The organism is Xanthomonas sp. CFBP 7698 (assembly GCF_003600855.1).
Taxonomy (GTDB): Bacteria; Pseudomonadota; Gammaproteobacteria; order Xanthomonadales; family Xanthomonadaceae; genus Xanthomonas; species Xanthomonas cannabis.
The window spans coordinates 925,122-948,162 of the sequence record NZ_PRDN01000002.1 but is presented as its reverse complement, the minus strand read 5'-3'; the positions used below and the strand labels follow the sequence as shown (position 1 = coordinate 948,162).

The 23,041-nt window shown below is 65.8% G+C and carries 23 protein-coding genes; 9 read left to right on the top strand and 14 right to left on the bottom strand.

Annotated elements, in window-relative coordinates:
* The first annotated feature begins 13 nt into the window (after nucleotides 1-13).
* A complete protein-coding gene (locus tag XnspCFBP7698_RS12195) occupies nucleotides 14-727 on the top strand; it encodes a response regulator transcription factor (RefSeq protein ID WP_002811889.1) in 714 nt (237 codons plus the stop codon).
* 141 nt (nucleotides 728-868) lie between these two features.
* Complete coding sequence (locus XnspCFBP7698_RS12190; protein ID WP_047696465.1) at nucleotides 869-2,140, top strand: HAMP domain-containing sensor histidine kinase; 1,272 nt, start codon at nucleotides 869-871, stop codon at nucleotides 2,138-2,140.
* Nucleotides 2,141-2,323: 183 nt separating this feature from the next.
* On the opposite strand, the gene XnspCFBP7698_RS12185 is transcribed toward XnspCFBP7698_RS12190, so the two are convergent.
* A complete protein-coding gene (locus tag XnspCFBP7698_RS12185; RefSeq protein ID WP_104580927.1) occupies nucleotides 2,324-3,022 on the bottom strand; it encodes an SGNH/GDSL hydrolase family protein in 699 nt (232 codons plus the stop codon).
* A 185-nt stretch (nucleotides 3,023-3,207) separates the two neighbouring features.
* Between XnspCFBP7698_RS12185 and XnspCFBP7698_RS12180 the strand changes: the two genes are divergently transcribed.
* The 7 genes from XnspCFBP7698_RS12180 (at nucleotide 3,208) to XnspCFBP7698_RS12150 (ending at nucleotide 8,646) form a co-directional block, all read left to right on the top strand.
* Complete coding sequence (locus tag XnspCFBP7698_RS12180; protein ID WP_039408580.1) at nucleotides 3,208-3,588, top strand: diacylglycerol kinase; 381 nt, start codon at nucleotides 3,208-3,210, stop codon at nucleotides 3,586-3,588.
* Between the two features lie 389 nt (nucleotides 3,589-3,977).
* Entirely contained in the window at nucleotides 3,978-4,604 is a 627-nt protein-coding gene (locus tag XnspCFBP7698_RS12175) for a LemA family protein (protein ID WP_104580926.1), read from the top strand.
* A gap of 409 nt (nucleotides 4,605-5,013) precedes the next feature.
* Nucleotides 5,014-5,907 carry a TPM domain-containing protein gene (locus XnspCFBP7698_RS12170; RefSeq protein ID WP_104580925.1) on the top strand — a complete coding sequence of 298 codons (894 nt, stop codon included), beginning with the start codon at nucleotides 5,014-5,016 and terminating at the stop codon, nucleotides 5,905-5,907.
* Nucleotides 5,907-6,398: a TPM domain-containing protein gene (locus tag XnspCFBP7698_RS12165; RefSeq protein ID WP_104580924.1), complete on the top strand. Its 492-nt coding sequence runs from the start codon at nucleotides 5,907-5,909 to the stop codon at nucleotides 6,396-6,398. The genes XnspCFBP7698_RS12170 and XnspCFBP7698_RS12165 overlap by 1 nt, the downstream gene beginning before the upstream one ends.
* Before the next feature lie 54 nt (nucleotides 6,399-6,452).
* Nucleotides 6,453-7,343, top strand: coding sequence for a prolipoprotein diacylglyceryl transferase (gene lgt, locus XnspCFBP7698_RS12160; protein WP_104580923.1), 891 nt, complete (start codon nucleotides 6,453-6,455; stop codon nucleotides 7,341-7,343).
* On the top strand, nucleotides 7,340-8,134 hold the full coding sequence (locus XnspCFBP7698_RS12155; RefSeq protein ID WP_104580922.1) for a thymidylate synthase: 795 nt from the start codon (nucleotides 7,340-7,342) through the stop codon (nucleotides 8,132-8,134). Before lgt ends, XnspCFBP7698_RS12155 begins: the two co-directional genes overlap by 4 nt.
* Nucleotides 8,131-8,646 (top strand): dihydrofolate reductase, encoded by a 516-nt coding sequence (locus XnspCFBP7698_RS12150; RefSeq protein ID WP_104580921.1) that lies wholly within the window; start codon nucleotides 8,131-8,133, stop codon nucleotides 8,644-8,646. The genes XnspCFBP7698_RS12155 and XnspCFBP7698_RS12150 overlap by 4 nt, the downstream gene beginning before the upstream one ends.
* Nucleotides 8,647-8,741: 95 nt before the next feature.
* Here the strand turns inward: XnspCFBP7698_RS12150 and XnspCFBP7698_RS12145 are convergent, their stop codons facing one another.
* From XnspCFBP7698_RS12145 to lptD, 13 genes are all read right to left on the bottom strand, one after another.
* Nucleotides 8,742-9,047, bottom strand: coding sequence for a hypothetical protein (locus XnspCFBP7698_RS12145; protein WP_123137430.1), 306 nt, complete (start codon nucleotides 9,045-9,047; stop codon nucleotides 8,742-8,744).
* A gap of 94 nt (nucleotides 9,048-9,141) precedes the next feature.
* A complete protein-coding gene (locus XnspCFBP7698_RS12140) occupies nucleotides 9,142-10,329 on the bottom strand; it encodes an acyl-CoA dehydrogenase family protein (protein ID WP_104580920.1) in 1,188 nt (395 codons plus the stop codon).
* Nucleotides 10,330-10,444: 115 nt separating this feature from the next.
* The gene (locus XnspCFBP7698_RS12135; RefSeq protein ID WP_104580919.1) at nucleotides 10,445-11,200 is read right to left on the bottom strand and encodes an ABC transporter ATP-binding protein; all 756 of its coding nucleotides are present in this window, start codon (nucleotides 11,198-11,200) and stop codon (nucleotides 10,445-10,447) included.
* A complete protein-coding gene (locus tag XnspCFBP7698_RS12130; RefSeq protein ID WP_104580918.1) occupies nucleotides 11,197-12,048 on the bottom strand; it encodes an ABC transporter permease in 852 nt (283 codons plus the stop codon). Before XnspCFBP7698_RS12130 ends, XnspCFBP7698_RS12135 begins: the two co-directional genes overlap by 4 nt.
* Before the next feature lie 8 nt (nucleotides 12,049-12,056).
* Nucleotides 12,057-13,061 (bottom strand): aliphatic sulfonate ABC transporter substrate-binding protein, encoded by a 1,005-nt coding sequence (locus tag XnspCFBP7698_RS12125; protein WP_104580917.1) that lies wholly within the window; start codon nucleotides 13,059-13,061, stop codon nucleotides 12,057-12,059.
* 11 nt (nucleotides 13,062-13,072) lie between these two features.
* Nucleotides 13,073-14,236 carry an FMNH2-dependent alkanesulfonate monooxygenase gene (ssuD, locus tag XnspCFBP7698_RS12120; protein WP_047695451.1) on the bottom strand — a complete coding sequence of 388 codons (1,164 nt, stop codon included), beginning with the start codon at nucleotides 14,234-14,236 and terminating at the stop codon, nucleotides 13,073-13,075.
* 88 nt (nucleotides 14,237-14,324) lie between these two features.
* Nucleotides 14,325-14,888 (bottom strand): FMN reductase, encoded by a 564-nt coding sequence (gene msuE / locus XnspCFBP7698_RS12115; protein ID WP_104580916.1) that lies wholly within the window; start codon nucleotides 14,886-14,888, stop codon nucleotides 14,325-14,327.
* A 939-nt stretch (nucleotides 14,889-15,827) separates the two neighbouring features.
* Nucleotides 15,828-16,820 carry a symmetrical bis(5'-nucleosyl)-tetraphosphatase gene (locus XnspCFBP7698_RS12110; protein WP_104580915.1) on the bottom strand — a complete coding sequence of 331 codons (993 nt, stop codon included), beginning with the start codon at nucleotides 16,818-16,820 and terminating at the stop codon, nucleotides 15,828-15,830.
* A 28-nt stretch (nucleotides 16,821-16,848) separates the two neighbouring features.
* Complete coding sequence (apaG, locus tag XnspCFBP7698_RS12105) at nucleotides 16,849-17,232, bottom strand: Co2+/Mg2+ efflux protein ApaG (protein ID WP_104580914.1); 384 nt, start codon at nucleotides 17,230-17,232, stop codon at nucleotides 16,849-16,851.
* Between the two features lie 36 nt (nucleotides 17,233-17,268).
* The gene (gene rsmA, locus XnspCFBP7698_RS12100) at nucleotides 17,269-18,057 is read right to left on the bottom strand and encodes a 16S rRNA (adenine(1518)-N(6)/adenine(1519)-N(6))-dimethyltransferase RsmA (RefSeq protein ID WP_039413030.1); all 789 of its coding nucleotides are present in this window, start codon (nucleotides 18,055-18,057) and stop codon (nucleotides 17,269-17,271) included.
* Between the two features lie 115 nt (nucleotides 18,058-18,172).
* Entirely contained in the window at nucleotides 18,173-19,144 is a 972-nt protein-coding gene (gene pdxA / locus XnspCFBP7698_RS12095; protein WP_104580913.1) for a 4-hydroxythreonine-4-phosphate dehydrogenase PdxA, read from the bottom strand.
* A 4-nt stretch (nucleotides 19,145-19,148) separates the two neighbouring features.
* Entirely contained in the window at nucleotides 19,149-20,540 is a 1,392-nt protein-coding gene (locus tag XnspCFBP7698_RS12090) for a peptidylprolyl isomerase (protein WP_104580912.1), read from the bottom strand.
* Nucleotides 20,537-22,978: an LPS-assembly protein LptD gene (gene lptD, locus XnspCFBP7698_RS12085; protein ID WP_104580911.1), complete on the bottom strand. Its 2,442-nt coding sequence runs from the start codon at nucleotides 22,976-22,978 to the stop codon at nucleotides 20,537-20,539. Before lptD ends, XnspCFBP7698_RS12090 begins: the two co-directional genes overlap by 4 nt.
* Nucleotides 22,979-23,041: the final 63 nt, after the last annotated feature.

The following is a 23,041-nucleotide window of genomic DNA, read 5'->3' as shown; positions in this document are numbered from 1 at the left end:
CCGAGGAAAGTCCATGCGTCAGACCAAGGAAACGTCCGGCCTCGTGCTGGTCGTCGAAGACAACCGCAATATCTCCGAAATGATCGGCGAATACCTGGAAGGCCGTGGCTTCGAGGTCGACTATGCGCAGGACGGACTCGACGGTTACCGTCTGGCCGCCGAGAACAGTTACGACGTGGTCGTGCTGGATCTCATGCTGCCACGCCTTGACGGTATCGAAGTGTGCCGCCGCCTGCGTAACGACGCACGCAAGTCCACCCCGGTGTTGATGCTGACCGCCCGCGACACGCTGGACGACAAGCTCACCGGCCTGGGCTTCGGCGCCGACGATTACCTGACAAAGCCCTTCGCGATCCAGGAACTGGAAGCACGCCTGCGTGCCCTGATCCGTCGCGAGCGCCGCCAGGTGGGCTCGGAAGTGCTCAAGGTCGCGGATCTGGTACTGGACCCGGTGAGCATGCGTGCCACCCGTGCCGGCACCGAGCTGCAGCTCTCGCCGATCGGTCTGCGCCTGCTGACCATCCTGATGCGCGAATCGCCGCGCGTGGTGACCCGCCAGGAAATCGAGCGCGAAATCTGGGGCAATGGCTTGCCGGATTCAGACACCCTGCGCAGCCATCTGTACAACCTGCGCAAGATCATCGACAAGCCGTTCGACCGCCCGCTGCTGCACACCGTGCAGAGCGCCGGCTACCGCATCGCCGACATCGCCCAACCGATGGCCTGATGTCCTGGCCGGCCGCCGTCTGGCGGCCGGCCATTCCTGTAGGCGCTCGCGCGCCGCTCGTTCTCCCGTGCTGCCGGCTGGCTACACGACGGACTCACGGAAGCGTTGCCTATACTCCGGCGCTCTCCCCTGGATGCAGCAATGCCACACGGGCTCCCGCGAAAAATACGTCTTGCCTTCCTGCTACAGGTCGCGCTGGCGAGCCTGGCGATCGTGCTGGGCGGGTACCTGATTTCGCTTGTCATCAAGTACAGCCTGGTGCGCACGGTGCTCGCCGACGAGGCCGTGCATTTCTGGCAGATGCACAAGAGCGCACCGGACAATCGGCCGCCGAATACACGCAACATCCAGGGATATTTCGCACCTGCCGGCACTGGCGACCAGGCCATCCCGCGCGCGCTGCAGACCCTGTCGCCGGGCTTCAGCGAAGTGGCCGCCGCCGACGCGCTGGTCTATGTGGACCAACATCCGGAAGGGCGCTTGTACCTGGTCTTCCCGCGTTCGCGTGCAGCGCATCTGACCCTGTGGTTCGGGGTGGTTCCGGCGATCATCGTGTTGCTGGGGATCTATGGCGTGTCCTGGTTCACCTACCGCGTCTCCAAGCGGCTGGTGTCACCGATCAGCTGGCTTGCGCTGCGGGTGTCGCATTGGGATCCGCGCAACCCGGATGTGGACGAACTTTCGCCGGAGCGCCTGCCCGCAGAGTTGCAGGGCGAAACCCGGCAGCTGGCTGCTGCATTGCATGCGCTGGGGCAGCGGGTCAGCGAGCATGTCGCACGCGAACGCAACTTCACCCGCGATGCCAGCCACGAACTGCGCACACCGCTGACGGTGATCCGCGTCGCCACCGACATGGCACTGGCCGACGACGAGCTGTCACAGCGCACCCAGCGTAGCCTGCGCCGGATCCAGCGCGCCGGCCGCGACATGGAAGCGGTGATCGATGCCTTCCTGATCCTGGCGCGCGAAGCGGAGATCGACCCGCAGAGCGAGACCTTCGATGCGGCCGAGCTGGCCAGCGAAGAAGTCGAAAGTGCGCGCGAGCTGCTCGGCGACAAGCCGGTGTCCCTGCGCATGGTCGGTGACCGCAGCCTGCAGATGTTCGCGCCGCCGCGGGTGATGCGGGTGGTACTCAGCAATCTGCTGCGCAACGCCTGCGCCTACACCGACACCGGCAGCATCGAGGTCGAGGTGACACAGGACCGCATCGTGGTGCGCGATACCGGCATCGGCATGAGCGATGAAGCACGTGCGCGGGCATTCGAGCCGTTCTTCCGCGCCGACCCCACGCGCCCACAGGGCACCGGCCTCGGTCTGTCGATCGTGCGGCGCTTGTGCGACCGCTTTGGATGGCGGATCGAACTGGAAAGCGAGGCCGGGCAGGGGACCTCGGTGGCCGTGGTAGTTGCCTGACACCGGCGGTCTGCCCGCAGGCAGGCCGTCAGTGTCGGCTGCCTGGCGGGATTGATCGGAACGGCTGCGCGGCGAAGGGTCTTCTGCGTCCACGTTGCAGCTTGCCGTTGCGATCGACGCATCGGCGGCGTGCCGTGGCCAACGGGCCGTGCTACTGGTCCGAGCGGGATCACTCAGAGGTGACTACGGTTCCAGCACCGGGGCGACGGCCTTGCGCCAGATCGCGTAACCATCGGCGGTCATGTGCAGCATGTCCTCGCGAAACAGCTCCGGACGTGGCTTGCCGGCGGCATCGAGCATGGCCGTGTAGACATCCACGTAGTCCACCCGCGGCAGTGGCGCCAGCGCCGCCTTGATCAGGCGATTGGCGGTGATCACCGCCGGCAGCAATTGCGCGCGCGAGGGGCTGGGCTTGATCGACAGATAACTGATGCGCGCCTCGGGCAGATCGCGGCGAACGCGGGTGACGAAGGCCAGCACATCGTCGCGCACCTGCTCGGGCGTACGGCCGCTGTTGAGATCGTTGTCGCCCGCATACAGCACTACCTGGCGTGGTGCGTACGGGATCACGATGCGGTCGGCATACCAGGTGCTGTCGCGTACTTCTGAACCGCCAAAGCCGCGGTTGATGACCGGGGTGCCGGGGAAATCCTGCGCCAGCGTTTCCCAGAAGCGGATCGACGAGCTGCCGACGAACACGATGCCGTGCCTGGGCGGCGGTTGGCGCGCGTCGCTGGCGGCGAAGCGCTGCATGTCCTGTTCCCATGCGGTGTTGGACACCTGTGCGGGTACGGCCGGTGCCGCGTGCAGTGGCTGCGCATGCACCTGGCTGGACAGCAGAACCAGGGCGCACAGCAGCGTGCGCAAGTTGTGTCTGATCATGCGAGAAACCTGCAGCGATTGAGCGGGCTTGCCATGGTGCAGCAGTCTGCGAGCTGAGGGCAAACCGGACTGCGGCTGGCGATGCGCAGCGCCACGGTGCAAGATTCGCACTTTCCCCAGCAGCGACCATCCCATGCGTTTTCCCTGTTCTCAGACACGCCCTGCCGGGGCGCAAGCACCGACGCATGGCTGATCAACTGGGACACGTGCCGCGCGGCCCGCGCCGCATGCTCAAGGCGGCGATCTGGTCGTGGCAGGGATTGCGCGCCGCGTGGTTGCATGAATCCTCATTCCGGCTCGAAGTGTGCCTGGCGGCGGTCATGGCCCCGTTGGGGCTCTGGCTGGGGCAATCACCGCTGGAACGTATCGCGCTGATCGCACCGTTGTTGATCGTGCTGGCCGCCGAGCTGCTGAATTCGGCCATCGAAGCGGTGATCGAGCGTTACGGCCCGGAGCATCACGTGCTGGCCGGGCGTGCCAAGGACATGGGCTCGGCCGCGGTGTTCCTGCTGCTACTCAACGTGCTGCTGTGCTGGGGCTTGATCCTGTTGCCGCGGCTGTTCTGAAGGCCTTCGGCAGGACAGGAGGAATTGTCCCGGAGCGATTGCAGGGCCGCGCGTGCACCGTCGATACGGCGACAGGTGCGGGTATGGAGACATGGCTGGATGGCGATGCCGGCGCGTCCGGTGATCGGGTCGGATGAGTACCCGCCCGTCTGCCTTTGAAGTGCCGAAATCAGTGGCAACCCGCATCGCAGGCCTGGGACAGAGGGTGAGCGCCGCTTTATTGCCAGCCAGTTACCGGGGCGGGCGCTAGCCACCCGCGTACCGACCATCATTCGCGCTTGCCTGCTGCCGGCCTCTACAACGCAGGGCCGTTTCAGACGCGGGCATGTGCATGCGGGCTTGACCTGGCCCATGGCATGCTCGCGCCTTCTTTCAACGGAATCGCCTGCATGCCTGTCCTGATTCGCGCCCTGGTGTTGCTGATCCTGACCGCCGCGCTGTCCGGTTGCGGCTATAACGCGATCCAGCAGAAGGAAGAAGGCGTCAAGGCCGGTTGGTCGGAGGTGCTCAATCAATATCAGCGCCGCGCCGATCTGATTCCCAATCTGGTGCGCACCGTGCAGGGCTACGCGCAGCAGGAGCGTCAGGTGCTGACCGAGGTGACCAATGCGCGTGCGCGGGTCGGTCAGATCCAGGTCAATGCCGATGACGAAGCCTCGCTGAAGCAATTCCAGCAGGCCCAGGGCGAACTCGGGAGTGCACTGTCGCGGTTGCTGGTGGTCAGCGAAAACTATCCGCAGCTCAAATCCGACCAGTCCTTCCGCGACCTGCAGGTGCAGCTGGAAGGCACCGAGAACCGCATCACCGTGGCGCGCGGCCGGTATATCCAGACGGTGCAGGACTACAACACCTATATCCGTTCGTTCCCGCAGGTGATCACCGCCAAGATCTTCGGCTACCAGCCCAAGCCGAATTTCAGCGTGGAGAACGAAGCGCAGATTTCGCGCGCCCCGCAGGTGGATTTCGGTAACCAGCCGGCGCCGCAGCAGCAGCCGGCGCCGCAGCCTGCACAGTAATCTGCAGCCCGCGCAGTAATCGCCCTTCTCCCTGCGGGAGAGGGGTTGGGGTGAGGGTACGGCGCGAAGCTTCTGTGTCTTCCCATTGCACGTGGCTTCGCTCGCACCCTCATCCGCCTCTCGGGGCACCTTCGAGAAGGGAACGACTGAGCTGTTTTACGGCGTCAAATCGACAAGAGTCTGCAAAACGAATTTGCAAACCGTGTCCGAGCAGGCTATGAGCCCCTCTCCCCTCGGGAGAGGGGTTGAGGTGAGGGTACGGAGCGAAGCCTCCATGGTGTCGCGCTGCACGTGGCTTTGCGCGGACCCTCATCCGCCCATTTGGGACACTTTCCCCACAAGGGAGGACGGTGCCTCGATGGAGGAAGGAAACGACTGAGTTTCAGTACGCATCAGGTAGGAGTCGGCAATGCGGCGAACGTCTTTGAGAGCAGTGTGGATGATGATGGTGTTGCTGCTGCTGCCGGCATCGCTGCTGGCGCAGGATCTGGCTGCCATCCCGCCGCTGCGTTCGCCGGTCGTCGATGTCACCGGCACGCTGGATGCCGCGCAGATCCAGCAACTGGAGCAACAGGCGCTGGCCCTGCAGCAACGCAAGGGCGCTCAGCTGCAGATCCTGATCGTGCCGACCACCCAGCCGGAGGCGATCGAGCAATACACCCAGCGCGTATTCGACCAATGGAAGATCGGCCGCAAGGGCGTGGACGATGGCGTGCTGCTGCTGGTGGCCAAGGACGACCGTCGCGTGCGTATCCAGCCCGGGTACGGTCTGGAGGGCGCCATCCCCGACATCGTGGCCAACCGCGTCATCCAGGAGTATCTGGCACCGCGCTTTCGCGAGGGCGACTACGGCGGCGGCATCCGTGATGCAACGGCGACGCTGGCCGGACTGATCGAAGGCGAGGCGCTGCCGGCGCCGGTCAGCGGGCACGAGGGCGGTGCAGGCGCTGGCGCCAGTGGGGGCTGGATCATGGCGTTGTTCATCGGCTTCGTGGTGGCGATGGTGGCGCGCGGGATCCTTGGCGCGTTGCCGCGCCCGTTGCGTGCCGTGCTGACCGGAGTGGCCGCTGGTGGCGCGGCCTTGCTGTTCACCTCGTTGCTGTTCGCCAGCGCAGGCGCTGCGGTGATCGGGCTGTTGGCGGGGCTGGCCTCCGGCTCGCCGGGACGCTTCGCCGGCGGTGGCGGCTGGGGCGGTGGCGGCTTTGGAGGGTTCGGGGGCGGTGGCCGCGGTGGCTTTGGCGGCGGCGGCTGGGGTGGCGGCGGTGGATCATCGGGAGGCGGTGGCGCCTCGGGGAGCTGGTAATGCGACTGCTCAGGCATCTGTTCGCGCCCTCGGCGCAGCGTCGGTTTCCCGCCAGGTGCATGGAGACCATCACTGCCGCCGTGGCCGACAGCGAGCGCAGCCACACCGGCCAGATCATGGTGGCGGTCGAGGCGGACCTGCCGCTGGGGGCGCTGTGGCGCGGGCAAACGGCCCGCCAGCGCGCCGAGCAGGCGTTCGCGCAGCTGCGTGCCTGGGACACCGAGGGCAATAACGGCGTGCTGGTCTATCTGCTGCTGGCCGACCATGCCATCGAGGTGGTGGCCGACCGCGGTCTGCGCAGCCAGGTGCCGCAGGCGCAGTGGGACGAGGTGTGCCGGCGCATGCAGCAGTTCCTGCGCGAGGGGCAGTACGAGGTGGCGGTGCTGGCGGGCATCGAGGCAGTGACCGAGCTGCTGGCCGCTCACTTCCCCCGCGGCGCAGACGCGCCGCATGAAGACGAGCTGCCCAACCGGCCACAGCTTTTAGGCTGAGCGCGTCCAAGGTGTCAGAATAGCGACCTCGCTTTTTTGTGATCCGCGGTCCGCATGATCTATCTGCACGCCATCGACCCCATCGCCTTCTCGCTCGGCCCGGTGCAGGTGCACTGGTACGGCTTGATGTATCTGGCGGCGTTCTTCTCGGCCTGGGCGCTGGGTCGCTCGCGCATCCTGCGCGGCCGCCTGCCCGGGGTGGACATGGACGGTTTCTCCGACCTGCTGTTCTACGGCATGCTCGGCGTGGTGCTGGGCGGGCGCATCGGCTACATGCTGTTCTATGCCTTCGAGACCTTTCTGGCCAACCCGCTGATCCTGTTCAAGGTGTGGGAAGGCGGCATGAGCTTCCACGGCGGCCTGCTCGGCGTGCTGATCGCGTGCTGGCTGTGGGCACGCAAGCACCGGCTGCATTTCTTCGATGTCATGGATTTCGTGGCGCCGCTGGTGCCGCTGGGCCTTGGGTTCGGGAGGCTGGGCAATTTCGTCGGCGGCGAGTTGTGGGGCAAGTTCACGCAGGCCGGCTGGGGCGTGATCTTTCCGCATGCGCCGGAGCTTGCCAATCAGTTGCCGGCGCAGATCCAGGCGCAGTACGCCGCCGGCGCATTGAATCAGTTTGCACGTCATCCCTCGCAGCTTTACGAAGCGGCGCTGGAAGGCGTGGTGATGTTCGTGGTGCTGTGGGCGTTTTCGATGAGGCCGCGCGCACGCTATGCGGTGTCGGGCCTGTTCGCGCTGCTGTATGGCGTGTTCCGCTTCATCGTTGAATTCGTACGCGTGCCGGACGCGCCGATCGGCTACCTGGCCTTCAACTGGCTGACGATGGGGCAGATCCTGAGCCTGCCGTTGATTGCCGTGGGCCTGGTGCTGCTGGTGATGTCGCGCCGCGCGCCGGTGCTGCAGCCGCTGGTTGCAGCACCGGCCGCGGCGGAGGCGGTCAAGTGAGGCCGTATCTGGATCTGCTGCGGCATGTGCTGGAACACGGCGCCGAGAAGTCCGACCGCACCGGCACCGGCACGCGCAGCGTGTTCGGCTGGCAGATGCGCTTCGACCTCAACGACGGCTTTCCGCTGGTCACCACCAAGAAGCTGCATCTGCGCTCGATCATTCACGAGCTGCTGTGGTTCCTGCAGGGCGATACCAACATCGGGTATCTGAAAGACAACCAAGTGCGCATCTGGGACGAATGGGCCGACGCCAATGGCGACCTGGGTCCGGTGTACGGCAAGCAATGGCGACGCTGGACCGGCCCGGACGGCGTCGAGATCGATCAGATGCAATGGCTGGTGGACGAGATCAAGCGCAACCCGGATTCGCGTCGGCTGGTGATTAGCGCCTGGAATGTGGGCGAATTGCCGCAGATGGCGCTGATGCCGTGCCACAGCCTGTTCCAGTTCTACGTGGTGAACGGCAAGCTCAGTTGCCAGCTGTACCAGCGCAGTGGCGACATTTTTCTGGGCGTGCCGTTCAATATCGCCAGCTATGCGTTGCTGACCCACATGGTGGCGCAGGCCACCGGCCTGGGTGTGGGCGATTTCGTGCATACGCTGGGCGATGCGCATCTGTATTCGAATCACTTCGAACAGGCGCGCGAGCAGCTGGCGCGCACACCGCGCGCGCTGCCCAGCTTGCGCCTGAATCCGGAGGTGACCGACCTGTTCGCGTTCCGCTTCGAAGACATCGCCATCGAAGGCTACGACCCGCATCCGGCGATCAAGGCGCCGGTGGCGGTATGAGTCGGGGGGACAGCCGGCCCCGGCTCCACCTGATCGTCGCCCTCGACCGCAACAACGCCATTGGCCGCGACAACGACCTGCCGTGGAAATTGCCCGATGACCTCAAGCGCTTCAAGGCGCTGACGTTGGGCAAGCCGATCCTGATGGGGCGCAAGACGGCGCAGTCGTTGGGGCGTGCGCTACCAGGGCGGTTGAACCTGGTGCTGACGCGCTCGGGGCACGTGCCGTTCGAGGGCATGCAGGCGGTGGCATCGGTGGAGCAGGCCATCGAACGTGCCGCGCATGAGGGCGCGCAGGCGCTGTGCGTGATCGGTGGCGGGGAGGTGTATCGGCTGACCTTGGAACATGCCGATCTGCTGGCAGTGACCGAAGTGGATACCGTGGTCGCCGGCGCCGACACGCATTTCCCGCCGATCGATCCCGCCGTGTGGGAACCGGTCCAGCGCCAGGCGCATGCGGCCGACGAGCGCCATGCGTTTGCGTTCGAGTACGTGGACTACCGGCGCCGCTGAGCCTTGGCCGTTGCGCTGCGACCTTGCTGTTGCAGCATGCGCGCTCAGCCGTGCTGGTGGCTCGGCACCGTCATCCTGCGCCGGGCAGGCGCACCTCAGCCGGAGCGCGTGTTCACGACCAGTTCGCCCAGCGCGATCAGCCGTGCACGCACGACGTTGCGGCTGACTCCCAACAGTGCAGCTGTCCTGACCTGATTCTGGTCGCAGTGCCGATAGGCCGCACGGAACAGCTGCTCTTCGACCGTTGCGTGCAATGCAGCCTCGCCTGTTTCGAACAGTCTGGCAAAGGCCCGTGCAAGCAGCGCCTGGCCATCCGTGGGCGGCTCGTCACCGAGACGGGAGGGCAGGCGCTGTGGCGGCAGCTGGATGTCCTCGGCGCGGACCACGCCGTCGCGGTGCATCAGCAAGGCGTGGTGGATGACGGGGGCGAACGTGCGTTGCGCGATACGCGCGATTGCGTGCAGCAGATCACGCCATCAGCGCAGCATCGGCGGCTCAGGAATAGAAGCTCGGTGTGGGCGGCTGTTGCCGCAGTGCCCACTCACCGAGCTCGCGCACCTTGTAGTCGACCGGGTCGTGCAAGGTCTGGGTGCGCAGGTTGCGCCAGTAGCGGTCCAGCCGCAGTGCCGCATGCGTGGCACGCGCGCCGGTGACGTCGAACAGTTTGCTGCACACCTCCAGCCCGACACGCGTGCTGGCGACCTTTGCGGCGGCCACCGCCACGGCGACCTTTGCGCGTTCGTCGCGGCCCAGCGCATGCTCCTTGCGCCAGGCGGCGTCGAGCAATTCGGCAGCCCGCCCGGCCAGCAGGCGGGCGCTTTCCAGGCCCAGCCAGAAGTCGCCGTAATGGGCGAGGATGTACGGATCGTCGCTGGCCTGCTCGACCCCGGAGCGATGCCACGGCCGCGTTTCGGTCAAGGTATAGCGGCGTGCCTCCTCGAACGCGCCTTCGGTGATGCCGAGGAAGACATGCGCAAACATCAGCTGCGCCAGCAACGGACGCAGACACGCAAACGGCGTACTCAAGGGCCCGGGATCCAGCAGCAGTTCGCTCTCTTCCACGCGCACGCGCTCGAAGGTGGTGCTGCCGCTGTCGGTCTGGCGCTGGCCGATGTTGTCCCAGTCGTGACCCAGCGTAATGCCGCTGCGCGCGGTGGGAATCGCACCGATCAACAGCTTGCCGCTGCGTTCGTCCAGCGCCGAGGCGATCAGCATCTGCGAATCGATGGCGCCGGAACAGAAGCTCTTCCTGCCGGAAAACTCGCGCCAGCCATCGCATTGCACAGCCACTGTGCGCGTATCCAGCGGGTTGAGCGCGTTGCCCCAGAACCAGTGTTTGCGCGCGGTCTGCTCCAGCCAGGGCTGCCACTGCGCCTGCTGGCCGAACAGGCGCACGGTGGCCAGCATCAGGTGGTGGAAGCCGAACACATGCGCGATCGAACTATCGACCCGGGCGAACTCGCGCACGACCGTCAGCACCTCGCTCCAGCTGGCGCCCAGCCCGCCATACTGCACCGGGATGCTCAGGCCGAGCAGCCCGCTGGCGCGTAGCGCATCGCGCTCGGCCTTGGGCGTGCCGCCACGTGCATCACGTTCGACTGCCGTGGCGGCAAACTCGCTCGCCAGGCGCCGCGCGGTGTGCAGCGGATCGAGCAGGGGCGGTTGCGGTCGGCGGTCGGTCATGCGGGGATCTCGTTCAAGACGTAAAGGGTGAGCCGTGGCGGGGCTGGCAATCGATTCGGCAGCGCATGCGGTCACTGCCCAGCAGCGACGGATGCATCTGAGGACGGGCCAGCGGCTACAGCACGTGGATGTCGTGCAGTGCGGCCAGCAATGCCTGTCGCGCCTGATGTAGCGCTGGCGCATGGTCCTGGCGGTGGCGCGGACGCGGTGTGTCCAGCACCTGCGTCTGCACGATCGACCCGGGGTGACCGCCGATGACGATGGCGCGGTCGCTCAGATAGGCGGCCTCCTCGATATCGTGGGTCACCAGCAACACGGTGAAGCCGTGCTCGTGGGCCAGCCGCAGCAGCAGGTCCTGCAGCTTGATGCGGGTGAAGGCATCCACCGCGCTGAAGGGCTCGTCCAGCAACAGTACCTGCGGCTGCCGATACAGCCCGCGCGCCAGTGCCACCCGCTGCGCCTGGCCGCCGGACAACTGCTTGGGTAAGGCGGTGGCGTGGTCGAGCAGGCCGACCTCGGCCAGTAATTGCTGCACACGTGGCGATTGCCGTGCAGCGGCTGGCGACAGCCCGGTGTCGTCGGCGAAGGCGACATTGGCGGCCACATCCAGCCAGGGCAACAGACGTGGTTCCTGGAAGATGAAGCCGATGCGGCGGTCGGCGCCCTGCGCGCGCACGCCGTCCAGCACCACCTCCCCGGTGTAATCGCGTTCCAGGCCGGACACGATGCGCAGCAAGGTACTTTTGCCACAGCCGCTGGCGCCGATCAGGCTCAGGATCTGGCCGGGTGCCACGCGCAGGTCGATATCCTGCAGCACGCTGCGCTGGCCGAAGCGCTTGGCCGCGATCCGGATCTGCAGGCCGGCACTCATGCGTCGTGTGCCGCGCGCAGGTGGGCGTGGCTGTTCTGCAGGTTGTCGCGCCAGTGCAGCGTGCGCGTCTCGATCGCCTTGAGCGCGCCGTCGCTGAGTTTGCCGAGCAGTGCCAACAACACGATGGCACCGATCACGATGTCCGGGCGCGAGGTTTCACGTCCATCGCTCAACAGATAGCCCAGCCCCCGCGTGGCGGCGATCAGTTCGGCGGCGACCAGAAACATCCAGGCCAGGCTCAGGCTGGTGCGCAGCCCGGTGAAGATCGATGGCAGCGCGGCCGGAAGCAGGATCCTCCGTACCAGCCGCAGCTTCGACAGGCCGTAGCTTTCGCCAAGTTCCACCAGCGTGCGGTCGACCTGGCGCAGCCCGGTTACCACGCCCAGATACACCGGGAAAAACGCGCCGATGGCGATCAGGGTGATCTTGGGTGCTTCGTCGATCCCCATCCACAGCAGCAGCAACGGCACCCAGGCCAGGCTGGGCACCGCGCGCAACGCCTGGAAGCTGGGGTCGAGCAGGCGTTCCAGCCAGCGGCTCAGGCCCACCCCCACGCCGACCAGCACGCCGAGTCCGGCGCCGATCGTAAAGCCCGCCAGCACGCGCAACACGCTGGCGCCGATGTGGCCGGCCAAGCCACGGCCTGCCTCGTCGGCAAGCGTGGACAGGATCTGGCTTGGCGGCGGCAGCAGATAGCGCGGCGTCCAGCCGAACGCAGCGGACAATTCAACAGCGGCGAAGAAGCTGAGCGGCAGGAGCCAGCCAAGGCCGCTGGCCGGCAGCCTGAGTCGCGGCCGCGATGGCGTGCCGGCCAGCGTGCGGGAAACGCGCAAGGAGGTCTCGTTCATGGCCGCGCTCAGCCCTGCGCCACGTGTGCGCGTTTGGCGTAGCTGGCATCGATCAGCGTGGCCAGCACCCTGCTCAGATCGGTGCCGGGCCGGACCAGGCCTTCTTCGAGCAGGATCGGCGCAGCGCTCTGCAAGGCGGCATGTTGCTCGGCGCCGATCAGCGGACGACTGAAGTCGTTGCGCTGCAGCTGTAGCTTGGCCACCGGCAGCGAGACGCGTGCTTCCTCGGCGATCAGGCCGACCAGCGCGTCGGGATGCTCGATGGCCCAGCGGCGCGCCTTTTCATAGGCCTGCAGCACCAGCGGAATCTGCGCCGGGTAGGCCGCGGCAAACGCCTCGCTGGTGTTCAGGAAACCGTACGAATTGAAGGCCACGTTACGGTAGATCAAGCGTGAGCTGGCTTCGATCTGGCTGGCCGCCAGGTGCGGATCCAGGCCTGACCAGGCGTCCACATCGCCGCGCTCCAGCGCGGTACGGCCATCGGCATGCTGCAGATGGACGATGTTCACCGCGTTCTTGTCCAGCCCCGCCTGGCGGAGCGCACGCAGCAGGAAGAGATAGGCATCGGTGCCCTTGGTTGCCGCGATCCGCTTGCCCTTGAGCTCGGCCACGCGCTGGATCGGCGAACGCTTGCCGACGGCCAGTGCAACCCACTCCGGCCGGGAATAGACGTAGACCGCCTTGACCGGATTGCCGTTGGCGCGCGCCAGCAAGGCGGCCAGGCCAGCGGTGCTGGCGAAATCGATGCTGTTGCCGGCCAGGTATTCGAGTGCGCGGTTGCTGCCGGCCGACAGCACCCAGGTCACCGCGGTGCCCTGCGCCTTGAGCGCTTGTTCCAGCCAACCGAAGTGCTTGAGCACCAGCGAAGTGGGCGAGTAATAGGCATAGTCCAGGCGCAGTTGCTTGGGAACTGCGCGCTTGGCTTGCGCGAATGCGGCGCGCGACAACAGCGGCGAACTGCCGAGCGCGACGCCGGCGAGGGTTCCGAGTTTGAGCAGGTTGCGACGCTTCATGAGGGCTCCAGTCAGCGCGCCGAAGCGCGTGGCACGATGGTGTTGGCGATGACTTCGCCGAAGGGCCCGCTCAGTGCCTGGCCAGGAAGTTTCTGTTTGATCGCGCGCGGCAGCAGCGGAAACACCAGCTCAGCGAAACGGTAGGCCTCTTCCAGATGCGGGTAGCCCGAGAAGATGAAGGTGTCGATGCCGAGCGCGGCGTATTCCTCGATCCGCCTGGCCACGGTCTGCGGGTCGCCCACCAGCGCGGTGCCGGCACCGCCGCGCACCAGGCCGACGCCGGCCCACAGGTTGGGGCTGACTTCCAGATCGGCACGTGTCCGGCGCTGACCGCGGCCGTGCAGTGCAGCCATGCGTCGCTGGCCCACCGAATCCATGCGCGCAAACGCACTCTGCGCGCGCTCCACGGTTTCGTCGTCGAGATGACTGATCAGCGATTCCGCCGCCGCCCATGCTGCCTCGTCGGTTTCGCGCACGATCACGTGCAGGCGGATGCCGAAGGTGAGCGTGCGCCCGAGCGCAGCGGCCTTGCTGCGCACCGAGGCGATCTTTTCGGCCACCGCTTCCGGCGGCTCGCCCCAGGTCAGGTAGGTATCCACCTGCTCGGCCGCCAGATCGTGCGCGGCATCGGACGAGCCACCGAACCAGACCGGCGGATACGGCGTCTGCACCGTGGGATACAACAGCTTGGCCGCCTTGACCTGCAGGTGTTTACCATCGAAGTCGTAGCTCTCGCCGGTGTGGCTGTGGGCGATGATTTCGCGCCAGATGCGGATGAATTCGGCCGAGGCTTCGTAACGTTCGGCGTGGTCCAGGAACACGCCATCGCCTTCCAGCTCGCCGCGGTCGCCACCGGTGACCAGATTCACCAGCAAGCGTCCACCGGAGAGCCGGTCGAAGCTGGCCGCCGTGCGCGCGGCCAGCGCCGGTGCCATCAACCCCGGGCGCAGCGCGACCAGGAACTTCAACCGACGCGTGGCATTGATCAGGCTGGAGGCGATCACCCACGGGTCCTCGCACGAGCGCCCGGTGGGAATCAGCACGCCTTCGTAGCCCAGCGTGTCGGCAGCGACCGCCACCTGGGTGACGTACTCGGCACTGACCTGGCGTGCGCCGTCGCTGGTGCCCAGATAGCGGCTGTCGCCGTGGGTAGGGATGAACCAGAACATCTGCATCGTGGTGTCCTCAGGCGTGGATCGGTTGAGCGCTTCCTGCGTTTCAGCGCGCGTGCCGCTCAGGCGGTGCACACCGCCGGCGACTGGATCAGGCAATACGCAATAGCGCATCCGGTCGCGCACCAAGCACGCCGGCGGCACGTTCTGCGGCCAGCGCGATGCGCTCACGCAGCGCCGGATTGCTCACCCGGTAATCTTGAAAATCCGCTTCGGCGGCATAGATGCCGACCGGCAGGGCCAGTGCCTGGAAGAAGGCGAACAACGGGCGCAGCTGGTGGTCGATCACCAGGGCATGCCGCTCACTGCCGCCGGTGGCGGCGAGCAGGACGGGCGTATCGATCAAGGCGCTGATGTCGATGAGATCGAACAGATGCTTCAGCAGCCCTGGATAGGAACCGCGATACACCGGGGCGACCACCAGCAACAGCTCCGCGGTCTCGATCTGGCGCAGTGCGTGTTCGGTGTGCTCGTCCAGTTCGTTGCGCCACAGCGCTGCACCCAGTGGCCGGGCGATATCGCCCAGGTGCACGATGCTGGGCTTGATCGCAATGCGTTGGGCCAGTGCGGCCAGGGTCGCCTCGGTCAGCGCAAGGCTGCGCGACGGACGGGCCGAGCTGCCGGAGACAGCGACAACATTCAACGGTGTGCGCATGCAAAGGTTCCTATGGTGCGGCGGACCGGGTCATGGCAAAGCGGTATCCCGTCCCGGCAGCCCCACTGTTGCGATGGAGGCAGAATGTGCTGCGTTGCCACTGTGCGTGCGCAAGCAGCCAGCCATTTCAATCTGCCTGCCGGACCCAAGCGATGGCAATGCCTTGGCGCCTGTAAATGCCCGATGGCTTAGGAGGTTTGAGAATGATGTGATGAAAAAGTGCGCGACTCAGCGGAATCGCGCTGTTTCGCGTGCGTTTCCTCATACCTCTCGATGCATCAGGAAAGTGCGCCAGGAAATAAGCGCGTCATAACTGTTTATGGAAAAACATCTCTGCAGCAGTGTGTTGGATCACTCGATGAATAACCGCAGACGGTTGCAGGCCCGATCGTTGGAGATACCATCCATCCATCCATCCATCCATCCATCCATCCAGCCAGCCAGAGAGAAATTCGAAACAGGGATGCAAAGCGAATAGTGTTTTATTCAAACCATGAGGTGTGATGTGTTGCGATTCGCACGGAGTGATGGCGACGCATATCGCGGCGCTGCACGTAGTGCCCAGCACGATCGTTCGCGCCTCACCCAGGTTAAAGGGCCTGGCTGCGTCATCGGCTACAGCCGCCATGCGAGTGCCGCAATGGCATGGCCATTTACTCGGTCGGCGCAGTCAGCGGCAGAGCTGCAATGACGCGATTGCCTCAAGGTTCCGGCAAGCGGGACATCAGCAATTGATGCGGGCCTAGAACTGGCCAAAACCAGATCTAAGCATAAGCCTGGCGACCCTTACGTTCCTTCTGCGCATCGAAACGTCGGAATGCTACGAACGCGTAGCGTGCGTCCTGAGTCACAGCCCGCACGCTGCTGCATGCGGCGCGCATCGCGCGACCTTGCGAGAGTCAGCCAGACGCGCGTTGTGCCGCACGCCTCGCTGGCGAATCATTCTGTCGCCGGTGTGGCCGGCCGGTTGGGCGCCGTTGTGTTGTCGGCCCCCGTGTTCGCGCCACCGCCACCGCCATTGCCATGGCCCCGTCCACGGCCACGCCCGCGCTGGCGGCCCTGGCCTTCGCGCGGGCGCCGCGGCGCATGCGCTGCCGGTGCTGCCGGAGTGGGGACTTCGCGCCCGGGGACCTGCACGACGCGGAGTTCATCGGTGTCCAGCTGCAGGGCGGTGAGCTTGCCGCCCCACACCGCGCCGGTATCGATGGCGTGCACGCCCTGGGTAATCGTCAGGCCCAGCGCCGACCAATGCCCGCAGACGATCTTCAGATCGCGTTCGACCCGGCCGGGCACTTCGAACCAGGGATACAGGCCCTGTGCCTGGGTGCCCGGCGTGCCCTTGTCGTCGGTGGCGATCCGCCCGCGCGGGGTGCAATAGCGCATGCGCGTGAACAGGTTGATGATCGCGCGGCTGCGCTCATAGCCGCTCAGCCCCGGCGACCAGCCGGGCTGATCGCCGTACATGTTGCGCAACAGCTTGCGATAACCGCCGCCCTGCAACTGCTGCTCGACTTCGCGGGCATGTTTCTCGGCCATCTGGGTGGTCCACTTCGGGGCCAGCCCGGCATGGATCATCATCCAGCCCAGCTCGCGATCCACATGCGCCAGCTTCTGCATGCGCAGCCAGTCCAGCAGCACGTCGCGGTCCTCGGCCAGCACGATGCGCTGCAGGTCCGGATTGACCTTGCGCTGCTCCTCTTCCGAGCGTGCGCCGATCGCCAGCAGCGAGAGGTCGTGATTGCCCAGCACCACCACGCTATGCGCGCGCAGCGAATGCACCAGGCGCAACGTCTCCAGCGATTGCCCGCCACGGTTGACCAGGTCGCCGCAGAACCACAGCGTGTCCCGCGCCGGGTCGAAGTTCACCTTTTCCAGCAGGCGCTGGGTGATGTCGTAACACCCCTGCAGGTCGCCAATTGCCCAGACGCTCATCGCGCGCGCTCCATCAATCCAGCAGTCATCAGTGCAGCGTCCTGGGTACGCTCAGCACGAAGGCGGCGATCGGGGCGGTGAATTCGGTGCCATCGTCGGCCACCATGTCGTAGTGGCCCTGCATCTGGCCCTGTTCGGTTTCCAGCAACACCCCGGAGGTGTACTGAAAGGCTTCGCCGGGACGCAGCCAGGGTTGTTCGCCGACCACGCCTTCGCCATCGACCTGTTCGGTGCGACCGTTGGCATCGGTGATCCTCCAGTGGCGCGCCACCAGGCGCGCCGGCACCGCGCCCGCATTCTGGATACGGATGCTGTAGGCGAAGGCGTAACGGCCTTCTTCCGGGGTCGATTGGTGGGCGAGGAAGCGCGGCGAGACCTCGACCTCGACCCGATAGCGTGGATCATCGTGCATGGGAAAAGTCTAAATAAACCACTGTGGGAGCGGTGCTCAAGCCAGCTCGACATTGGCCAGCCGGATGAAATCGGCGACCTCGAGCTGCTCGGCGCGGGCATCCGGACGCACGCCGGCGGCCTCGAAATGCGCTGGTTCGCACACATTGGACAAGGCATTGCGCAGGGTCTTGCGGCGCTGCCCGAAACCGGCGCGCACCACATCGGCGAAGCGGCGGCGATCCTTGATCTGCACCGTGGCCGGGTCGCGCGGCACCAGCCGCACCACGGCCGAGTCCACCTTCGGCGGCGGCCGGAACGCGCCCGGCGGCACCACGAACAACGCGGTGACCTCGCAGTACGCCTGCAGCATCACGCTCAGCCGGCCATAGACCTTGCTGCCGGGACCGGCCGCCATGCGGTCGACCACTTCCTTCTGCAGCATGAAATGCATATCGGCCACGGCTGCGGCATGGTCCAGCGCATGAAACAGGATCGGCGAGGAAATGTTGTAGGGCAGGTTGCCGACCAGGCGGATCGGCGTGCCGTCGGCCAGTGCGGTGAAATCCACGCTGAGCACGTCGCGATGAATGATGCTCAGCGCGCCGATCGGCGCTGCGGCGTCGGTCAATGGAGCGATCAGGTCGCGATCGAACTCGATCACGGTCAACGCACCATGGGTGCGCAATAGCGGGAAGGTGATGGCGCCCTGGCCGGGGCCGATTTCGACCAGGTGCTGGCCGGCGCGCGGACCCACCGCCTGCACGATCCGGTCGATGTAATACCGGTCGGCAAGAAAGTGCTGGCCAAGCGACTTCTTGGCCGGTGCGCTGAAGGAAGAATTCATCTGCGCAGTTTAACGGAGCTGGCGGCTGCACGCCGTGTGGTGCGACGTGCGCGGCGTGTGCCGCCACGGCCAGTGACCCGCACGCAGCTTCGCAATGCCCTGCCGGGATGGTGGCTCAGCCGCGCGCCGCCAGCCGCGCGCACAACGCCGTGGCCGCCATCAGGCTGGACGGGTCGGCGGTGCCGCGTCCGGCCAGTTCCAGCGCGGTGCCGTGATCCACCGCCACGCGCGGGTAGGGCAGGCCCAGGGTGATGTTCACCGCCTGCTCGAAACCGCTGTACTTCAGCACCGGCAGGCCCTGGTCGTGGTACATCGCCACCACCGCGTCGAAGCCGCTCAGTTTCTGCGGCAGGAAGGCGGTGTCTGCCGGCAATGGCCCGATCAGCTGCAGGCCCTCGCCGCGCAGCTGCTGCAGAACCGGAATGATCACATCCAGTTCCTCGCGGCCCAGGTGGCCGTCCTCGCCCGCATGCGGGTTGAGGCCGAGCACGGCAATACGCGGCGTCGGCAGGCCGAAGTCGCGCTGCAAGGCGGTATGGGTGATGCGCAGGCACTGCACCAGCGCGTCGGCACTGATCGCATCGGCAACCGCGCGTAGCGGCAGGTGCGTGGTCACCAGCGCCACGCGCACGATGCTGTTGGCCAGCATCATCACTACCGGGCAGCCGGCCTGTTCGGCCAGCAATTCAGTGGTGCCGGTATAGGCGATGCCGCCGGCGTTGATGACCGCCTTGTGCACCGGGCCGGTCACGATGCCTTGCAGGCGCCCGGCCAGACAGTCGCCGGCGGCCGTGCGCAGGGCGGCAATCACCGCGGCGGCATTGGCAGGATCGGCATGGCCGAAGCGGGTCGGCACCGCCTGTCGAACCGGAAACAACGGCAGGTCGCCGGGGCGACGCGCCGGCTGGTCCGGATCGAGCAGGCGCACAGACAGCGACAGCGCCTGTGCGGCGCTGTGCAGGGTGTCGGGATCGGAGTAGGCGATCAGGTGCGCATCCGTGCGCGGCCGTTGGGCGAGCCGCACACACAGTTCCGGCCCGATCCCGGCCGGCTCGCCCGGCACCAGCGCGAGCGAGGGGACCCCCATCGGCTCAGCGCGCCGGCTGTGCCGGCGGCGGGGTCGGGGCAGCCGGTTCGGCCGGCTTGGTCGGCTCGGCAGTGGCATTGCCGTCGGCACGATCGCCGGTGCGGTAGCTCACGTACGCTTCGCCACGCAGTTCCTGCAGGTAGCGGTTGTATTCCTCTTCCAGCTTGCGGCGACCGATCGTTTCACGGATCTGCGCACGCTGGTTTTCGGAACTGACATCGGTCTGGCGGCTGCCGACGCGCTGCACGATATGCCAGCCGGCCTGGGTACGGAACGGCTCGGACACGGCGCCATCGGCCAGGCTCTCGACCTGCTTGCCGAAGTCCGGGCCGAACGCATCGGCCGGGAACCAGCCCAGGTCGCCGCCCTGGCTGCGGCTGTTGGTGTCCTCGGAGGACTCCTTGGCCGTCGCCTGGAAGTCAGCGCCGCCCGCGATGCGGGCGCGCAGCGTGTCGATCTTGGCCTTGGCCTGCGCGTCGGTCTGGTTGTCGCCGATGCGGACCAGGATGTGGCGCGCGTTGTACTCGGTGACCATCTTCTTCTCGCCGCCGGCATTGGCGTCGCGCATTTCCACCAGCTTGAGCAACTGGAAACCGCTGGGGCCACGCAGCGGGCCGGCCACCTGGCCAGGCTGCATGTCGCGAATCAGCTGGGCAAACGCGTTGGGAATCTCGTCCAGGCTGCGCCAGCCCAGGTCGCCGCCTTCCAGCGCATTCGGGCTATCCGAATAACGCACCGCCGCTGCCGAGAAATCCAGCTCGCCCTTGTCGATCAACGCCTTGACGCCATCGACCTTCTTCTGGCCGGTGGCGATCTGGTCGGCGGTCGCGCCTTCGGGCAGGCCGACCAGGATGTGGGCCAGGTGATACTGGCTGCCGGTCGTGGCCTGCTGGGCCAGCGCGGTATCCACTTCGCCTTCGCTCACGCTGATGCGGCTCTGCGCAAAGCTCTGACGCAGGCGCTGCACGATGATCTCCTCGCGCACCGACGAGCGGAAGTCGCCGTATGCCATGCCGTCGGCCGCCAGCTTCTGGCGCAGGCCATCGACGGTGGTGCCGTTCTGCTGGGCGATGCTGGCGATGGCGCGGTTGAGTTCCTCGTCGCTGACGCGGATCCCGCTTCCGTCGGCGCGGCCCACCTGCAGCTTGACCAGAACCAGGCGCTCGAGCACCTGACGCTGCAGGACATCGTCCGGCGGCAGCTGGTTTTCGCGGCCCGCATATTGCGACTTGACATTGCGCACAGCGCGATCGAGCTCGCTCTGCAGCACCACGTCCTCGTCCACGATGGCGGCGATACGATCCAGCGGCTGGGATTGCTGCGCCGAGGCCAGCGGCGAGACCGTGCTGGTGATCACCAGCAGCGAGGCAAGAAGAACAGAGAAAGGCTTGGTCATGGAATCAGGTTCGGATCGTAATCGTCCGGATTGCTCGTGGTGTTGGTGTTGCTGGGCGGGACCAGGTACAGGTCGTCGCGGTAATAGCCGAGAATAGCACGGCGCAAAGTGCGGTCCGTGTTCTGGCCAAACGAGCTCAAGCCCTTGAGCACGAACTCGAACTGGATGGAGTTGTCCATCTCTCCGTCGCGGTTACGCACGAATCGGCGTACCAGCGCGCGGACCGCAAGGCAGCAGCTGTCCCACTGCACGCCGCCGATGATTTCCAGCGGCTTGCGATCCAGCAGCGAGTAGTAATAACGGCCAACCGCACTCCAGGTGGGGTTGATCGGGTACAGGAACGAGAAGTCGGCCTGCTTGAGCTGGTCGCTGTCGTCAATCAGGTTGCGACGGTAGCGGTAGGCCAGATTGATGATGCCATCGTTATTGAGCAGGTAGCGAGTACGCAGGCTGGCCAGATCTTCCTTGCGTGAGTTGGGGTTCCACTGATACGTGGCGCCCATCGACCAGCGGTCGTTGATCGAGTAATTGCCATCGACCACCCAGGCAGATTTGCCCTGCTCGATCGGCTGCTCGCTACCGCCGGTGGCGGCATTGGTACTGTTGTTAATGGTGACCAGTGAATCGTTGAAGTACAGGATTTGGCCCGCGCTCAGCGAGAGCTTCTCGCGGCCATTGTCCTGTCGCAGCCAACGTGACGTTACGGCCAGGGTCAGCTGATTGGCATCGTTCTGGCGGTCGGCGCCGGTGTAACGGGTGTCGCGGAACAGCTGTCCATAGCTGAATGTGAACGGACGGGTGTCGAATACCGGCAGGTCGTCCTGATCGCGATACGGCACATACAGGTAGTACATGCGCGGCTCCAACGTATTGAGATAGTTGGTGCCAAAAAGCGAGGTCTCGCGATCGAAATACAGACCGGCGTCCACCGACGCGATCGGCAGGCTGCGCGAAGGCGAGCGATCGCCGGTCAACGGCGCGGTGTTGGCCAGCGTGGAATCCAGCTGATATGCGGTGTAGCGCCACGCTACGGTGGGCGTCAGAAACCATGCCGCGCCGGATAGCGGCATGGAGATATAGGGTTTGACATCCAGGCGCGCGCCGTTGCCGTAGTCCTTGTTGCGGATATTGGTGCGGACGTAATCGTCGTCGTCGTCATTTCCGCTGTTGCTGCCATTGATGGGTGGCCTGACGAAGTAAGAGTCGTCGTGGGTGAAGCGCACCGCTTCGGCATACACGCCAGCTTCGAAAATGCCGAAGGGCTTTTCCCAGGTGAAATACGCGCGCGGCTGCCGGTTGTAGGGCAGCGCCTGCTCGTCCAGGGTGTAGTCAGTCAACTGCCAACGATCGGCCATCAGTCCAGCAGTCCAGGTTTCGCCGGTGCCGTAGATGCCGATGGTGCTCTGCAGACTGGAGGCCGAGCCCATGCCGTTCAGGCGGCTGGTGAAGTCCTCCACATAGCGCGTATCGCTGACCCAGGAGATGCTGCTGCGCGCCTGCCAGTGGCTATTGACGTTGTGGTAGCCGCTATAGAAGACGCTGCCACGGTCCTTGTCGCGCAATTTGTCGTTGGGCAGGTAATTGCCGGTGATCTCACCGCGACCGCCCTCGTAGAGGTAACGGAATTCGGTGCCGAACATGAAGCCGCGCTTGCTCATGTAGCGCGGCAGCAGGGTGGCATCGTAGTTCGGCGCCAGGTTGAGATAGATCGGCTGCAGGTAGTCGAAGCCGTTGCGGCCGGACAGGCCGAACTGCGGAAACAGCAGGCCGGTCTGACGGCGGTCGTCGATCGGGAACTTGAACCATGGGAAATACAGCACCGGCACCTTGCCGATCTGCAGCACGGCATTGCGTGCCGTGCCGAAGCCTTCTTCATTGTCGACGTCGATCTCGGGCGCACGCACGCGCCAGATCGGCTGCGACGGATCGCAGGTGGTATAGGTCGAGCGGTGCATCTGGCCGACCTGGCCCTGCAGGTCCACCGATTCCGCACCGCCGTTGCCGCGCCGGTCCACCAGTTGGTACTGGATGTTGGTGACCTTGTGGGCGTCGGTGTCCTGATTGCCCTCGGCACGGTCGGCAATCATCCGGAACGAGCTGTCCTGGTACCGCACGTTGCCTTCGGCAATGTAGTTGCCGGTCTCGGTGTCCATGCGCAGGTTGTCTGCACCCAGGAACTGGTCGCCGCGCTTGAGCGCCACGTTGCCCTGGTATTGCGGAGTGGTACTGGTCCCGGACAGCTGGTCGCCTTCGATGTCGGTCGGCAACTGCGGGCGCATCTCGGCTGCCTTGGGGTCTGCGGCGGGCGCGCCGTCGAAGCCGGGTAGCGGGTCCACGGCCGGGCACAATCCCCAGTTCAACGGCTTGTCGGCAGCCATGGCCGGGAGGCAGATGGCAATGCTCAAGGGCAGGGGCAGCAGGCGGAGAGCTCGGCGCACGCGTGGTTCAACCAATAAAATGGCGACTAGCTTGCCGTATACCCCGCATAGGGGCAATGAAGA

Coding starts and splice junctions, on each gene's coding strand:
- XnspCFBP7698_RS12195 (WP_002811889.1), top strand. CDS start 14: ATGCGTCAGACCAAGGAAACGTCCGGCCTCGTGCTGGTCGTCGAAGAC.
- XnspCFBP7698_RS12190 (WP_047696465.1), top strand. CDS start 869: ATGCCACACGGGCTCCCGCGAAAAATACGTCTTGCCTTCCTGCTACAG.
- XnspCFBP7698_RS12185 (WP_104580927.1), bottom strand. CDS start 3,022: ATGATCAGACACAACTTGCGCACGCTGCTGTGCGCCCTGGTTCTGCTG.
- XnspCFBP7698_RS12180 (WP_039408580.1), top strand. CDS start 3,208: ATGGCTGATCAACTGGGACACGTGCCGCGCGGCCCGCGCCGCATGCTC.
- XnspCFBP7698_RS12175 (WP_104580926.1), top strand. CDS start 3,978: ATGCCTGTCCTGATTCGCGCCCTGGTGTTGCTGATCCTGACCGCCGCG.
- XnspCFBP7698_RS12170 (WP_104580925.1), top strand. CDS start 5,014: ATGCGGCGAACGTCTTTGAGAGCAGTGTGGATGATGATGGTGTTGCTG.
- XnspCFBP7698_RS12165 (WP_104580924.1), top strand. CDS start 5,907: ATGCGACTGCTCAGGCATCTGTTCGCGCCCTCGGCGCAGCGTCGGTTT.
- lgt (WP_104580923.1), top strand. CDS start 6,453: ATGATCTATCTGCACGCCATCGACCCCATCGCCTTCTCGCTCGGCCCG.
- XnspCFBP7698_RS12150 (WP_104580921.1), top strand. CDS start 8,131: ATGAGTCGGGGGGACAGCCGGCCCCGGCTCCACCTGATCGTCGCCCTC.
- XnspCFBP7698_RS12145 (WP_123137430.1), bottom strand. CDS start 9,047: ATGCACCGCGACGGCGTGGTCCGCGCCGAGGACATCCAGCTGCCGCCA.
- XnspCFBP7698_RS12140 (WP_104580920.1), bottom strand. CDS start 10,329: ATGACCGACCGCCGACCGCAACCGCCCCTGCTCGATCCGCTGCACACC.
- XnspCFBP7698_RS12135 (WP_104580919.1), bottom strand. CDS start 11,200: ATGAGTGCCGGCCTGCAGATCCGGATCGCGGCCAAGCGCTTCGGCCAG.
- XnspCFBP7698_RS12130 (WP_104580918.1), bottom strand. CDS start 12,048: ATGAACGAGACCTCCTTGCGCGTTTCCCGCACGCTGGCCGGCACGCCA.
- XnspCFBP7698_RS12125 (WP_104580917.1), bottom strand. CDS start 13,061: ATGAAGCGTCGCAACCTGCTCAAACTCGGAACCCTCGCCGGCGTCGCG.
- ssuD (WP_047695451.1), bottom strand. CDS start 14,236: ATGCAGATGTTCTGGTTCATCCCTACCCACGGCGACAGCCGCTATCTG.
- msuE (WP_104580916.1), bottom strand. CDS start 14,888: ATGCGCACACCGTTGAATGTTGTCGCTGTCTCCGGCAGCTCGGCCCGT.
- XnspCFBP7698_RS12110 (WP_104580915.1), bottom strand. CDS start 16,820: ATGAGCGTCTGGGCAATTGGCGACCTGCAGGGGTGTTACGACATCACC.
- apaG (WP_104580914.1), bottom strand. CDS start 17,232: ATGCACGATGATCCACGCTATCGGGTCGAGGTCGAGGTCTCGCCGCGC.
- rsmA (WP_039413030.1), bottom strand. CDS start 18,057: ATGAATTCTTCCTTCAGCGCACCGGCCAAGAAGTCGCTTGGCCAGCAC.
- pdxA (WP_104580913.1), bottom strand. CDS start 19,144: ATGGGGGTCCCCTCGCTCGCGCTGGTGCCGGGCGAGCCGGCCGGGATC.
- XnspCFBP7698_RS12090 (WP_104580912.1), bottom strand. CDS start 20,540: ATGACCAAGCCTTTCTCTGTTCTTCTTGCCTCGCTGCTGGTGATCACC.